8 protein-coding genes are annotated in these 14,745 nt (G+C 64.1%); all 8 read left to right on the top strand.

From position 1 onward, the window contains the following. Positions 1-57: 57 nt before the first annotated feature. The 8 genes from O9Z63_RS03620 (at position 58) to O9Z63_RS03585 (ending at position 14,650) form a co-directional block, all read left to right on the top strand. The gene (locus O9Z63_RS03620; protein ID WP_270127938.1) at positions 58-849 is read left to right on the top strand and encodes a bestrophin-like domain; all 792 of its coding nucleotides are present in this window, start codon (positions 58-60) and stop codon (positions 847-849) included. A gap of 147 nt (positions 850-996) precedes the next feature. Beyond that, a complete protein-coding gene (locus O9Z63_RS03615) occupies positions 997-3,825 on the top strand; it encodes a substrate-binding domain-containing protein (RefSeq protein ID WP_270127937.1) in 2,829 nt (942 codons plus the stop codon). 182 nt (positions 3,826-4,007) lie between these two features. Beyond that, a complete protein-coding gene (locus O9Z63_RS03610; RefSeq protein WP_270127936.1) occupies positions 4,008-4,883 on the top strand; it encodes a carbohydrate kinase family protein in 876 nt (291 codons plus the stop codon). Between the two features lie 87 nt (positions 4,884-4,970). Continuing rightward, positions 4,971-8,186, top strand: coding sequence for a SusC/RagA family TonB-linked outer membrane protein (locus O9Z63_RS03605; protein ID WP_270127935.1), 3,216 nt, complete (start codon positions 4,971-4,973; stop codon positions 8,184-8,186). Positions 8,187-8,199: 13 nt separating this feature from the next. Continuing rightward, on the top strand, positions 8,200-9,702 hold the full coding sequence (locus tag O9Z63_RS03600) for a RagB/SusD family nutrient uptake outer membrane protein (RefSeq protein WP_270127934.1): 1,503 nt from the start codon (positions 8,200-8,202) through the stop codon (positions 9,700-9,702). 287 nt (positions 9,703-9,989) lie between these two features. Beyond that, on the top strand, positions 9,990-11,426 hold the full coding sequence (locus O9Z63_RS03595) for a glycoside hydrolase family 30 protein (protein WP_270127933.1): 1,437 nt from the start codon (positions 9,990-9,992) through the stop codon (positions 11,424-11,426). A gap of 206 nt (positions 11,427-11,632) precedes the next feature. Beyond that, positions 11,633-13,087 carry a glycoside hydrolase family 30 protein gene (locus O9Z63_RS03590; RefSeq protein ID WP_270127932.1) on the top strand — a complete coding sequence of 485 codons (1,455 nt, stop codon included), beginning with the start codon at positions 11,633-11,635 and terminating at the stop codon, positions 13,085-13,087. Between the two features lie 87 nt (positions 13,088-13,174). Next, complete coding sequence (locus tag O9Z63_RS03585; RefSeq protein WP_270127931.1) at positions 13,175-14,650, top strand: glycoside hydrolase family 30 protein; 1,476 nt, start codon at positions 13,175-13,177, stop codon at positions 14,648-14,650. Positions 14,651-14,745: the final 95 nt, after the last annotated feature.

Below are 14,745 nucleotides of genomic sequence, written 5' to 3'. Positions count from 1 at the left end.
GGCTGTTGCACCTGCGGGGTGTGGCCGGCTGAATAGAAAACGTGTTAACCTGGCAGCATGCGGTACAGTACGTTCGAGGTTTTGTGGTTTGTGCTGGCCTACCCGGCGTCGTTGCTGCTGGCCGTGGCGGTGGGCTACCTGTTTGCCGAGGTCTACTACCGCCGCCGCCAGCGCATCTGGAAGCCCTCGGGCATCGAAAGCGCGCTGATTACGGTGTTCGGCTTGCTGCTGTCGTTCACGCTGCTCTCGTCCAACAACTCGCTTAAGGAGCGCACTGGCCTCATTCACCAGACTTCGGATGCCATTGCCGAGCTCTACCGCGAAAGCCAACTGCTGCCGGCCCCAGAGCGCGCCGCCGTGCAGCAGTTCCTATTGCAGCTGCTGCAGCTGGAGCTCAACGAGCATCGCCCCCGCCGCCCCCACGACCCCGCCCACATCCGCCGCCTGGAGCGCCTCGACCACCAATTCTGGCAGCAGCTCAGTGCCGCCGGGCGCACCTCCCCGGCCCGCGCCGATAGGGTGCGGCGGCTGTTGCCGGCCTTCAACAAGCTCGATTCCAACACGTTTCGGCTGCACTATTCCTACCGGGAGGGCACGCCCTATTCCATTCTGTCGCTGCTGTTTGTCTCGTCGTGGGCCATTGGCATTCTGGTGGGCTTCACCAACAGCGCCCAGGAAACCCGCCACTACTTCGTGCCCATTCTGTTCGTGGTGATTTCTGTGCTGACCATTCAGTCGATTCGCGACCTGGACAACCCCGAGCTAGGCTTCATCCGGCCCGACTACGGCAACCTGCAGGATCTGCAGCGCATTATTTCCCGCAGCCAGCCGCCTGCGTTGCAGCCCTGAAATCCTTAGGAGCCATGGTTCAGCTTGGCGGGTCTGGGGCCGGGTGGGCGTATGCGAACGTGGCTATATTCTTGGCAGGGTGCAGAAGAATCCGGTATATTTGATTAGGCAGGGCCAGTTCCCACCCCTGGCAGGGCCCGTTGTTACTTGAGAAAAGCAGAACTCTTTCGGGAGCTTCAACTGCTGCTGTGCCTGCTGGCCGGGGCGCTGCTGGCGGGCTGCGCGGAGCCGGCCAAAACGCCGGCCTACCGCATCGGCTTTTCGCAGTGCAGCACGTCGGGGCCATGGCGCGAGGCCATGCTCAACGGCATCAACCGGGAGCTGAGCTTCCACCCCGAAGTGCAGCTGCGCACTACCGACGCCCACGACAACAGCGACCTGCAGCAGCAGCAGATCCGCAAGCTGGTACAGGGCGGCCTCGATCTGCTGATTGTGTCGCCGTATGAAGCCGGCCCCGTAACGCCGGCCGTAGAGGAAGCCTACGCCCAGGGCATTCCGGTGCTGCTGCTTGACCGCCGCACCGCCTCACAGCGCTACACCGCCTACGTGGGCGGCGACAACCTGGAAGTAGGCCAGACGGCCGCCCGCTACGGCGCCCGCCTGCTGGGCCGGCCGCAGGGTGAAGTCGTTGAGATTCTGGGGACGCCCGGCTCCTCGGCCACTTCGGAACGCCACCAGGGCTTTGCCGAGGGCCTGAAAGTCTTTCCTGGGCTGCGGGTGGTGGCCCAGGTGAACGGCAACTGGCAGGAAAAGACCCTGAAGCCGGCGCTGCTGGCAGCGCTACGAGCCCACCCCAACGTGGCGCTGATTTTCGCCCACAACGACGCCATGGGCCGCGGGGCCTACGAAGTGTGCCAGCAGCTCAGGCTGGCTGGCAAGGTGCGCATCATTGGTGTGGATGGGCTGGTGGGCAAGGGTGAAGGCATTGACCTGGTGCAGCGCGGCATCCTTGATGCGAGCATCCTGTACTCCCCGGGCGGTGAAGACGCCATGCGCACGGCCCTGAAAATCCTCAACAAGCAGCCCTACGACAAGGAAAACACGCTCGGCACCATTGTCATCGACTCCACGAACGTGCTGACTTTGCAGCAGCAGACCGACAAGATGGCCAGCCAGCAGCACGACATCGAGCGGCAGCAGGGCCTGCTGCAACGCCTGCGCGCCACTTATGCCAGCCAGCAAACCATCCTCTACGGCCTTCTGACGACGCTGCTGGGAGCCTTATTACTGGGCGCGCTGGCCTGGCATTCGGCCCGCAAAAACCGGCAGATCAACCGGCAGCTGGCGCTGCGCAATGCCGAAAACGACAAAATCAACCAACAGCTGCAGCAGCAGAACGAGGAAATCCGGCTGCAGCGCAACCAGCTGGAGGCCCTGGCCGAGCAGTCGCGCGCCGACACCGAGGCCAAGCTGCGCTTCTTCACCAACTTCTCGCACGAGCTGCGCACCCCGCTCACCCTGATTCTGGGGCCCGTGGAAGAGCTGCTCACCAGCACGCCCGACCTCACCGCCGCCCAGCACCAGGACCTAGCCCTGGTGCGCCGCAACACCCAGCGGCTGCTGCAGCTCGTGAACCAGCTGCTGGATTTCCGCAAAATAGAGGTGGGAAAGATGGCCGTGCGCGCCACCTACGGCAACCTCGTGGCCTTTGTGCGCGAAATCGTGGATGCCTTCGAGAAGCCGGCCCGGTTGCGCGGCGTGCAGCTGCGATTTCTGGCCGCCGAGCCCGAGCTGCTGGCCTGGTTTGATGGCAACATCCTCGACAAGGTATTCTTCAACCTGCTCTCCAACGCCTTGAAGTTCACGCCCGAGCAGGGCCGCATCACCATCAGCCTGCAGGCCAGCCCCGACGGCCAGGGATTGCGCGTGAGCATCGCCGACACGGGCCGCGGCATCAGCGACCAGGACCAGGCCCACATTTTCGAGTGGTTTTACCAGGGCGACCAGGGCGCCGTGGCCAAGGGCTCGGGCATGGGGCTGGCGCTGGCCCAGGGCCTCGTGCGCCTGCACCAGGGCCAGCTCACGTTCAGTAGCCAGGCGGGCCAGGGCAGCACCTTTGTGGTGGCGCTGCCCCGCGAGCTGCCCGAAGCCTTGTGCTCTACCAGCGAGGCGCCCACCGCCAGCTTCCTGCTCGATGAGCCCGAGGCCATTGCCGCCACCTTCAGCCCCGAGCTGGAAGCCACCACGGCCGCCCCAGCCGACGGCGGCAGCGAGACACTGGTGTTGGTGATTGAAGACAACGCCGAAGTCAACGACTTTCTGGCGCGGCGGCTGCGCACCGATTTCCGGGTGCAAAGCGCCACCGACGGCCACACCGGCTTCCGCATGGCCACCGACCTGATTCCGGACCTGATTGTGTGCGACGTGATGATGCCCGGCCTGAGCGGCTTGGAAGTGGTGACCCAGCTGCGGGCCGACTGGCGCACCAGCCACATTCCGGTGGTGCTGCTCACGGCCCGCAGCGCCCCCGAGCAGCAGGTGGAAGGCGTGCAGGCCGGCGCCGACCTCTACCTCACCAAGCCCTTCAACCCCACCTTCCTGCTGGAAAGCGTGCGGACCCTGCTGGCCAACCGCGCCCGCCAGCGCGAGCATTTCCGGCGCGAGCTGTCCGTGGATACGGCCACGGTGGCCACCAACCCCGACCAGAAATTCCTGGCCGACCTTACGGCCATCGTGGAAGCGCACCTCACCCGCACCGACTTGAGCGTGGAAGACATTGCCCGCAGCCTGGGCATTTCGCGCATGCAGCTCTACCGCAAAGTGAAGGCCGTGCTGGGCACCGGCGTCACCGACTTCATCCAGAACCTGCGCCTCACCAAAGCTCGCGAGCTGCTGCTTGATGATGCCCTCAGCATCGCCACTGTGGCTTATGAGCTAGGCTTCTCTTCGCCCTCCTATTTCTCCACCAGCTTCAAGGGGCGCTACCAGATTTCGCCTTCCGAGTTTCGGGCTCTGCACATCACCCCGCACCACTGATATAATCCCGAAAGTCGTGTGCTAAAAACGAAACCGAACCCGTAACAGGTTCGGTTTTTATATTTTTAAATATCTAATAATTAGATATATAACACATATTTATCCTATGTTCGGATTTTGAAATAAATCAGCAAGACTTCGAGGTAGCAGCAGACGACTTTTGTTGAAATCGTCCTGCGTCCATGAACCCATCTGTTCCCATTGTCTGCCTCGGCGAGTTCCTTTGGGACATGCTGCCCGATGGCCGCCAGCCCGGCGGCGCGCCGTTCAACGTGGCGCGGCACCTGCGGCAGCTGGGGCAACCGGTGCAGCTCATCAGCCGCGTCGGCGACGACGAGCTGGGCACGGATTTGCTGGAGCAGCTGGCCGCGCAGGGTCTGGGCCAGGAGCTGATTCAGCGCAGCCAGACCCACCTGACGGGCGTGGTGAAAGTGACGCTGCGCCACGGCCGCACCACCTACAAAGTGGTGGAGCCCGTGGCCTGGGACTACCTCCAGCACACCGACGAGCTGCGCGACACCGTGACCGGCGCCCGCATGCTGGTGTACGGCTCGGTGGCGGCCCGCAGCCTGGCCACCCGCGAAACGCTGTACCGCCTGCTGCAGGTGGCGCCCTACAAGGTGTTCGACGTGAACCTGCGCGCCCCGCACTACACCCGCTCGGTAGTGCAGTACCTGCTCCGCCAGGCCGATCTGGTGAAGCTCAACGAGCCAGAACTCACCGAAATAATGGGCTGGCTGGGCCAGCCCGCTACCCCGGCTACGGCGCTGCCGTGGCTGGCGGCGCACTTCGGGCTGCAGGCCGTGTGCCTCACCCGGGGCGCGGCCGGCGCCGCCCTCTGGCACGGCGGCCACTTGGTGGAGCAGCCTGGCTTTGCGGTGGCTGTGCAGGACACGCTGGGCAGCAGCGACGCCTTCCTAGCCGCGCTGCTGGCCGACTGGCCCACGGCCTCTCCTGCCGCCAGTTTGCGGCGGGCCTGCGCGGCGGCCGCGCTGGTGGCCACGCACCGCGGCGCCGCGCCGCTTTCGGAAACCGCCATTCTGGACCTTACCGGCTAACCCGGCCCGCAACGGCTGCCAACTAGCATCAGCTGCGGGCGCCGCTTCTGCTCTTCCACTACTTCGTCTCACCTAACCCACTTTCTCATGTCGTTCCCTTTACAATCTCCGCAGGGCAACCGGCCCTTCCGGCGCCTGCTGCTGACGCCGGCCGTGGGCAGCTTGCTGCTCACGGGCTTGGCCGCCGCCCAGCCGGGCGCGGCGCTGGCCTACGCTCCCACCCTACCGGCCCCTACGGCCGGCAAAGACCTGACTGCCGCCTTCAACGGTCCCGTTTCGGGGCGGGTGGTGGATGCCAAGGGCGAGGCTCTGCCCGGCGTGACGGTGGTGGTGGAAGGCACTACCCTGGGTAGCGCCACCGACGCCAACGGCAACTACACCATCCCGAACGTGCCGGCCGGCCCGCACACGCTGGTTATTTCCTCGATTGGCTTCACCACGGTGCGCCTGCCGATTACGGTGGTAGATGGCCAGACCACGCAGGTGGCCGCCGCCACCCTGGCCGAAAACACCCAGGCCCTCAACGAAGTGGTAGTGGTAGGCTACGGCACCCAGACCCGTCAGGAGTTGACCACGGCCGTTTCGTCGGTGGGGGCGCGGCAGATTGAGCGGCAGACGGTAGCCGGCTTCGACCAGGCGCTGCAGGGCCAGACGCCTGGTGTGCAGGTGACCTCGCCGAGCGGCGCGCCCGGCGCGGGCATCAACGTCCGGATTCGGGGCAACTCGTCGGTGAGCTTATCGAACAGCCCGCTGTATGTGATTGACGGCGTGCCGGTGCTGCCGACTTACAACCGGGAGCTGGGCGGCTTGAGCAACCAGTCGCCGAACCCGCTGAACGCCCTCAACCCCAGCGACATCGAAAGCATCGACGTGCTGAAGGATGGCGCGGCAGCCGCTATTTACGGCGTGCGCGCTTCCAACGGTGTGGTAGTTATCACGACCAAGCGTGGCAAGGCCGGCAAGGCGCAGGTGGGCCTCAGCATGTACTACGGCCAGCAGCAGCTGCGCAAAAAGCTGGACGTGCTCAACGCCCGCCAGTTTGCCGAATACTACAACGAGGCCCTAATCAACGGCGGCCGCACCGCCGCCTACCCCGACCTCAACAACCTGCCCGCCAACACTGACTGGCAGGACGAGGTGTACCGCACAGCCGCCATCCAGAACTACCAGCTCAACGTGAGCGGCGGCTCCGACAAAACCCGCTATTATGTGAGCGGCGGCTACTTCAAGCAGGACGGTATCTTCCGTAACTCCGGCTTCGACCGGTTTAGCTTCCGCATCAACCTGGATCAGGAAGTGAGCAAGCGGTTCCGTATAGGCACCAACCTTAATCTGAGCCGCACCAACAACAACGGCTCGGTGCGCTCGGAGCGCGGCTCCGGCAACGGCGGCACGGTGCTGGGCACCATCACCCAGATTCCGACGCTGCCCGTACGCAACGCCGACGGCACCTACGCCACCAACCCCTTCAACAGCAGCTTCGACAACCCCGTGGGCAACCTGCTGGAAACCCGCAACAAGGCCCTCATCTACCAGGCCATCGGCAACATCTACAGCGAGCTGGATATCCTCGATAACCTGCAGTTCCGCTCGTCGCTGGGCATTGATTTCCGCTCGCAGGTGGAGAATGAGTACGTGACCCGCGAGTACCCCGGCAACCGCCAGACCAGCACGCCCGACCCGGCTACGCTCGGCCAGGCCCGCACCGGCACCGACCAGCAGGTGATTTGGCTGAACGAAAACACGCTGACCTACAACCTCACGCTGGGCGAGAAAAGCCGCCTGACGCTGCTGGCCGGCCAGTCGGTGCAGGCGTCCAACCGGTTCACGTCCAATGCCCGCGCCACGGGCTTCCCGTCCAACGCCGTGCCCTACCTGTTTGCCGGCACCGCCAACCGCTCGGTGAGCAGCTTCGAGTCGGAGTGGGCGCTGCTGAGCGCGTTCGGGCGCGCCATCTACAACTACGACGACCGGTACCTGGCCACCGTGAGCTTCCGGGCTGACGGCTCCAGCCGCTTTGCCAAAAACAAACGCTTCGGCTACTTCCCGGCCGTCAGCGCGGGCTGGAACATCAGCAAGGAAAGCTTCTTCCCGCAGACCGACGCCATCAGCAGCCTGAAGCTGCGCGCGTCCTACGGTGAAAACGGCAACCAGGAAATCGGCGACTACGTGCGCTTCTCCACCTACGGCTCGGGCTTCGGCTACCAGGGCAACGGCAGCATTTCGGGCGGTATCGCGCCGGAGCGCATCGGCAACGCCGACGTGAGCTGGGAGGTAACCAAGCAAACCAACCTGGGCCTCGACCTGAGCTTGCTGGAAGACCGTCTGACCTTTAACGCCGACTTGTACCGCAAGCGCAGCACCGACCTGCTGTTTGAAGTGCCGCTGCCGCTGAGCACCGGCGCCCAGACGCTCAACATCATCCAGAACTTGGGCGAAGTGGAAAATAAGGGCCTGGAGCTGGGCTTGAACACGGTGAACGTGCGCGCCGAGGACAACGGCTTCGCCTGGAGCACCAACTTGAACTTCACGCTCAACCGCGGCAAGGTCATCAACATCGGAACCGTGCGCAACGAGCAGGGCCAGGAGAGCGGCCGCCAGATCATCAACGACTACAACATTGTGCGCAACGGCTCGCCGCTGGGCACTTTCTACGGCCTGAAAGCCGACGGCATCTTCCAGACTGACGCCGAGGCCCGCGCCCAAAACCCCAACGCCCGCGCTGGCGACCAGCGGTTTGTGGACCTGAACGGCGACGGCCGCATCAACGACCAGGACCGCACGGTGATTGGGAATGCCAACCCCAACTCCATTGCGGGCGTCACGAATACCTTCTCGTTTAAGGGCTTGGAGCTGAGCGTGTTCTTCCAGGGCTCATTCGGCAACGACATCTACAACGAAAACCGCCGCACCACTGAAGGCATGAGCCAGGCCCTTAACCAGACCACCCGCGTGCTGAACCGCTGGACTCCAACCAACACCAATACCGACGTGCCCCGCGCCGTGTTCGGCGACCCGGCCGGCAACAACCAGGTGTCCAGCCGCTTCATCGAGGACGGCTCGTATGTGCGCCTCAAGAACCTGACGCTGGCGTATGGCCTGCCGCAGAGCGTGCTACAGAAATCCGGCATCAGCGGTGTGCGCGTCTACGTGACGGGCCAGAACCTGCTCACCTGGACCGACTACTCCGGCTACGACCCCGAAGTAAGCGCCGACCCCTTCTCTAGCACTGGCTTCGGCCGCGACCTGGGCGTGTATCCGCAGGCCCGCACCTACACGGTAGGTCTGAACGCCACTTTCTAACCGACTCCCACCCATGAAAAAGATACTCTATCCCATTCTGGCGGCCCTGCTGGTTACGACCAGCTGCGACATTCTCGACAAGGAGCCGCTGCCCAGCATCACGCCCGTCAACTTTTTCCAGAACGCCGACGACGCCGAGGCCGGCATTTCGGCCGCCTACGACGCCCTGCAGCAGGAAGGCAACTACGGCCTGGATTTGATTGCCATGGGCGAAATGCCCACCGACAACGCCAGCAGCACCAACGGCGACGTGACCGACCTGGACCGCTTCACGTGGCGCCCCACCACCAAGCAGGTGCGCACCATCTACACGGCCGCCTACATCGGTATCAACCGGGCCAACGCCGTGCTGAAGTACGTGCCGACCATCACGATGCCGGAAGCCCGCCGCAACCAGATTCTGGGCGAGGCCCGCTTTCTGCGCGCCCTGCACTACTTCAACCTGGTGCGCCTCTACGGCGGCGTGCCGCTGCGCCTGGAGCCCACCGAAACCGGCGACCCGGCCGTGCTGAACCTAAGCCGCGCCAGCGCCGACCAGATCTACGCCCAGATTGTGGACGACCTCACGCAGGCCGCCCAGCTGGCTCCGGTCGGCGACGCCACGAGCCGCACCCGGGCCACCCGCGGCTCGGTGAACGGCCTGCTGGCCCGCGTGCAGCTCACGCAGCGCAACTGGGCCGCGGCCGGCACCGCCGCCGCTCAGGTGGTAGCCAGCGGCTTTTACACTCTTGAGGCCACCCCAAAAGGCCTATACCCCGCCAACAACCGCCGCGAGTCGGTGTTTGAGGTGCAGTTTGCGGGCGCTGACGATGGCGGCAACATCTTCCCCGACGTGGCTTTGCCCGCGCCGCCTGCTACCTTCTCGTTTCCGAAGTTCAACATCCCCACGCCCGAGCTGCTGGGTGGCGGCCCCAACGGCGCCGACACCACCACCTACGCTCCTAACAATCCGCAGCAGCGCCGCACCGACCTGCGCTGGGCCTACCTCGGCAACGTGACGGGCGGCCGCGACCATGTGAGCTACGTGGACGGCGGCCCCGGCACCGGCAACGACGACGGCGCTTTCGTGTACAAGTGGCCCGGCAACCCCAACAGCTTCAACTCACCCGACAACACCTACGTCATCCGCTACGCCGATGTGCTGCTGATGCAGGCCGAAGCCGCCAACGAGCAGGGCCAGACGGCTGCTGCGCTGCCGCCCCTCAACCAGGTCCGGACCCGCGCCGGGCTGGCGGCCCTCACGGCCGCCTCGCCGGAAGCCGCCAGCCAGGCCACGCTGCGCAACGAAATCGACCGGCAGCGCCGTTTGGAGCTGGCCTTCGAGGGCGAGCGGTGGTTTGACCTGCTGCGCTACACTCGCCACGAAGCCGCGCAGGCCGGCGTCAACCACCCCAAGGATGCCCTCGACGCCATCCAGGAAAAGCTGACCCGCCGCGACGTGAACTACCTGTTGCTGCCCATTCCGCAGCAGGAAACCAACACCAACCCCAACGTAACCCAGAACCCGGGGTACTAACAGCAGGGCTGCCGCTGTCATGCCGACGAAAAAAGGAGCCTGGTTGAATCTGCTGAACGACCCTGGTATGGCTTCAATTTTCGGCGGAAGGCAGCGGTAGCGTCCTGTACTCGGGGCGCTGCAACGCCCCGGGACAAGCTGCGCGGTCCGGCGCATTTCCGGCCAACAGGAACCAGGGCCGGTTTCGTGGGGGGACACCTCGGAATCGGCCCTCGGGGCCTGGGCTGGCGGCTACGGCTGCCGAACCTGGCTACCATTCCTGCCCTTTTCTGCTTTTCCGACTTGCTATGATTTCCACTTTCCGATCTACCGGCTTTTCGCTGCTGCTGCTCCTGGGCCTCGGCGCGGGCTGCCAGCGGCCACCCCAGGCCGGCACCGCTCAGGCCCCGGCCAGCACCAACCGTTCGGCCGCGTTCTGGCTCACCAATCCCGATAAATCGGCCTTGTTTCAGCTGCAGCCGGCGCCCACCTGGAGCGCCAGCCCGGCTACGGGCTCTGTTATTGAAGTCGATGACAGCCAGACCTTCCAGCCGATTGACGGCTTCGGGTACTGCCTGACGGGTGGCAGCGCCGAGCTGCTGCACCGCATGGATGCACCCAAACGCGCTGCTTTGCTGCAGGAGCTGTTCGGCACCACCGGCAACGCTATTGGCGTCAGCTACTTACGCTTGAGCATCGGGGCTTCCGACCTCGATGCCCAGGTTTTCAGCTACGACGACCTGCCCGCCGGCCAGACTGACCCTACCCTCGCCAAGTTCAGCTTGGCCCCCGACCGAACCCACCTGCTGCCCATCCTGAAGGAGATTCTGGCCATCAACCCGGCCATCAAGCTGCTCGGCTCGCCCTGGTCGCCGCCGACCTGGATGAAAACCAAAAACAACTCCAAAGGCGGCTCACTCAAGCCCGAGTTTTACGACGCCTACGCCCGTTACTTCGTGAAGTACGTGCAGCAGATGAAGGCCGAAGGCGTGCGGATTGACGCCATCACCATTCAGAACGAGCCTTTGCACCCCGGCAACAACCCCAGCCTGCTGATGCTGGCCGAGCAGCAGGCCGAGTTCGTGAAGAAGCACCTCGGCCCCACGTTCAAGGCGGCGAAGCTGGATACCAAAATCATCGTCTACGACCACAATGCCGACCGGCCCGACTACCCGATTACCATCCTCAACGACCCCGAGGCCAAGCAGTACGTGGACGGCTCGGCGTTTCACCTCTACGCCGGCCCCATTGAGGCCCTAAGCCAGGTGCACGACGCCCACCCCGACAAGAACCTGTACTTCACCGAGCAGTGGGTGGGCTCGAAGAGCAACTTCTCCGAAAACCTGCCCTGGCACGTGCGCACCCTCATTATCGGGGGCACGCGCAACTGGGCCCGCACGGTGCTGGAATGGAACCTGGCCGCCGATCCGCAGCAGAACCCGCACACGCCCGGCGGCTGCACCGAGTGCCGCGGCGCCCTCACCCTGGACGGCAACACCGTCAGCCGCGAAGATGCTTACTACATCATTGCGCATGCCAGCAAGTTTGTACGGCCCGGTTCGGTGCGCATAGCCTCCACGGTAACCGGCAAGCTGGCCAACGTGGCCTTCAAGGCGCCCAACGGCGACCGGGTGCTGATTGTGCAGAACGACAACCCCACCGCCCAAACATTCAGCGTGCGCCACGGCGGCCGCACATTTGCCTCCACCCTGGCCCCCGGCGCCGTGGGCACCTACGTGTGGTAAGTAGTATTGATTAGTTGGTATTGAGTAGTTGGCAGAGAGCAGAAAACAGCCGCGTAGCGGCGGCTGGTCTGTCAGAATTTCTGCCGCCGCTATGCGGCTCTGCTTCTGTCTGCGCTGATTACTACATACCCGTCGCTGCTAAGCGGCTTGTTCCCGACTAACTATTCAATACCTAATACCACCTACTCAATACTAGCCACTCCCCTATGAAACATAGCCTGATCTGCATTCTGGCCGGCGCGCTGCTGCTGGGCCTGAGCAACTGCGGTACCGATTCGCCGGACCCGGCCACGCCCCCAACGCCACCCGTGACGCCGCCGCCCACGGCGGGCCCGTCGCAAGTGGCGCTGTGGCTGACGACTACCGACCAGTCGGCGCTGTTCCAGAAAAGCACGCTGGCGCTGAATTTCCTGGCACCGGTGGGGCAGAATCCGACCATTGTGGTGGACACCACCCAGACGTTTCAGGGCATCGACGGCTTCGGGTACACGCTCACGGGCGGCAGCGCCCAGCTGCTCAACCAGCTGCCCGCCGCGAACCGCACCACGCTGCTGCGGGAGCTGTTCGGCACCGATGCCGGCAGCATTGGCGTGAGCTATTTGCGCATCAGCATCGGGGCTTCGGACCTGAGCAGCCGCGAGTTCACCTACAACGACCTGCCCGGCGGCCAGACTGACCCCACGCTGGCCCGCTTCAGCCTAGAGCCCGAGCGCGCCGACCTGCTGCCCGTGCTGCGCGAGATTCTGCAGATCAACCCCGACCTGAAAATCCTGGGCTCGCCCTGGACGGCGCCCACCTGGATGAAAACCAACGGCAGCTTCGTGGGCGGCTCCCTGAAGCCCGAGTTCTACGACGTGTACGCCCGCTACTTCGTGAAATACCTGCAGCAGATGCAGGCCGAGGGCGTGCGCCTCGATGCCATTACCATCCAGAACGAGCCCCTGAATCCCTACAACAACCCCAGCATGCTGATGACGGCTGCGGAGCAAGCTGCCTTCATCAAAAACAACCTGGGCCCGGCGCTGCAGGCGGCCGGGCTGACCACCAAAATCATCCTCTACGACCACAATACCGACCGTACCGACTACCCGCTCGCCATCCTGGCCGATCCGCAGGTGAGCCGCTACGTCGATGGCTCGGCGTTCCATCTGTACGCCGGCAACATCAACGCCATGAGCCAGGTGCACAACGCCTACCCGGCTAAGAGCGTGTACTTCACGGAGCAGTGGGTGGGCGGCCCCGGCAACTTCGCCGCCGACTTCACCTGGCACATCAACAACCTGATTATCGGGGGCACGCTCAACTGGAGCCGCAACGTGCTGGAATGGAACCTGGCCGCCGACCAAAACTACGGTCCGCACACCAACGGCGGCTGCAGCACCTGCCTGGGCGCCCTCACCATCAACGGCAACACGGTTTCGCGCAACACGGCCTACTACACGGTGGCGCACGCGGCTAAGTTTGTGCGGCCCGGCTCGGTGCGCATTGGCTCAACTACCCCCGGCGGCCTCACCAACGTGGCCTTCAAGGCACCGAACGGCCAGAAAGTGCTGATTGTGCAGAACACCAGCGGCACCAGCCAGGCCTTCGACATTCAGTACCGCGGCAAGGCAGCCAGCACCACGCTGCCGGCCGGCGCTGTGGGTACCTACGTGTGGTAGCCTACGGCGCCACTCTCTAGACTTTTTCATTTCCGCTGCCGCCTCTACGCCAGCGGCCCTGGCGGGCCACCCGCCGCCTAATTTCTTATGCGCAAAACCCTCCTTCCTTCCTTGCTGCTGGCTGCCTTGTGCACCGGCAGCGCCGTAGCCCAGAAAGCCGCCAAAAACGCCGGCAATTCTCAGCCGTATTCGGCCGTTGGCAAAAAGGCCCAGGTGTTTACCACCGCTGCCAACACCGAGCTGCGGATCTCGGCTGGCAACACCCTGACGCTACAGCCGGTGGGCCAGCCGCTGGAAACGCAGGTCTGCATCTTCGTGGACCCCGGCAAGACGTTCCAGACCATGCTGGGCATTGGCGGGGCCCTTACGGATGCCGCCGCCGAAACCTACGCCAAGCTGCCCAAGGCCACCCAGCAAGAGTTCATGCAGGCCTACTACAGCCCCACGGCCGGCATCGGCTACACGCTGGCCCGCACGAGCATCCACAGCTCCGACTTCTCCAGCGGGCCCTACACCTACGTGGCCGACAAAGACGAGCAGCTGAAGACGTTCAGCGTGAAGCACGACGAGCAGTACCGCATTCCATTCATCAAGCAGGCCCAGGCGGCAGCCGGCGGCAAGCTCACGATGTACGTGAGCCCCTGGAGCCCGCCCGCCTGGATGAAGGACAGCAACGACATGCTGCGCGGCGGCAAGCTGCTGCCCCAGTACCGCCAGACCTGGGCCGACTACTACGTGAAGTTCATCAAGGAGTATGAGCGCCAGGGCATTCCGATCTGGGGGCTGAGCGTGCAGAACGAGCCCATGGCCAAGCAGAAGTGGGAGTCTTGCATCTTCTCGGCCGAGGAGGAGCGCGACTTCATCCGGGACTACCTCGGCCCGACGCTGAAGAAAGGCGGCCTTGGCGACCGGAAGCTAATTGCCTGGGACCACAACCGCGACCAGATCTACCAGCGCGCCAGCACCATCCTCGACGACCCCAAGGCTGCGCAGTACGTGTGGGGCATCGGCTACCACTGGTACGAAACCTGGACTGGCAGCAGCATGCTCTTCGACAACTTGCGCCGCGTGCACGAGGCCTACCCCAACACCAACCTGATTTTCACGGAAGGCTGCGTGGAGAAATTCAGCTTCGATAAGGTGAACGACTGGGCCCTAGGCGAGCGGTACGGCCACTCCATGATCAACGACTTCAACAGCGGCACCGTGGGCTGGACCGATTGGAACGTGCTGCTCGACCAAACCGGCGGCCCCAACCACGTGCAGAACTTCTGCTTCTCGCCCATCATCGGCGATACGCGCACCGGCAAGCTGATTTACACCAACGCCTACTACTACATTGGCCACTTCTCCAAGTTCATCAAGCCCGGTGCGCGGCGCATCATCAGCTCCTCCAACCGCGACCATCTCAGCACCACGGCTTTTCTCAATCCCGACGGCAAAGTGGCCGTGGTGGTGATGAACAACAGCGACAAAGCGCAGGATTTCCAGCTTTGGATGCAGGGCCAGGGCGCCAGCGCCAACAGCCCCGCCCACTCCATCATGACGATGGTGGTAAACTAGCCTACCTCCTCCTGTTGCCATCTGTAAAATGGCCCCGCGACGCCTGACTGGCAGTTCGCGGGGCCATTTGCTTGTATAAAATGCCGCCGCCGGGC

This window comes from Hymenobacter yonginensis, assembly GCF_027625995.1.
GTDB lineage: Bacteria > Bacteroidota > Bacteroidia > Cytophagales > Hymenobacteraceae > Hymenobacter > Hymenobacter yonginensis.
The sequence above is the reverse complement of the archived record's forward strand: the minus strand, read 5'-3'. Positions and strand labels throughout refer to the sequence as shown.

Bases quoted from the DNA above. Each gene is read 5' to 3' on its own strand.
- O9Z63_RS03595 (WP_270127933.1), top strand. From the start codon at position 9,990: ATGATTTCCACTTTCCGATCTACCGGCTTTTCGCTGCTGCTGCTCCTG.
- O9Z63_RS03585 (WP_270127931.1), top strand. From the start codon at position 13,175: ATGCGCAAAACCCTCCTTCCTTCCTTGCTGCTGGCTGCCTTGTGCACC.
- O9Z63_RS03600 (WP_270127934.1), top strand. From the start codon at position 8,200: ATGAAAAAGATACTCTATCCCATTCTGGCGGCCCTGCTGGTTACGACC.
- O9Z63_RS03610 (WP_270127936.1), top strand. From the start codon at position 4,008: ATGAACCCATCTGTTCCCATTGTCTGCCTCGGCGAGTTCCTTTGGGAC.
- O9Z63_RS03590 (WP_270127932.1), top strand. From the start codon at position 11,633: ATGAAACATAGCCTGATCTGCATTCTGGCCGGCGCGCTGCTGCTGGGC.
- O9Z63_RS03620 (WP_270127938.1), top strand. From the start codon at position 58: ATGCGGTACAGTACGTTCGAGGTTTTGTGGTTTGTGCTGGCCTACCCG.
- O9Z63_RS03605 (WP_270127935.1), top strand. From the start codon at position 4,971: ATGTCGTTCCCTTTACAATCTCCGCAGGGCAACCGGCCCTTCCGGCGC.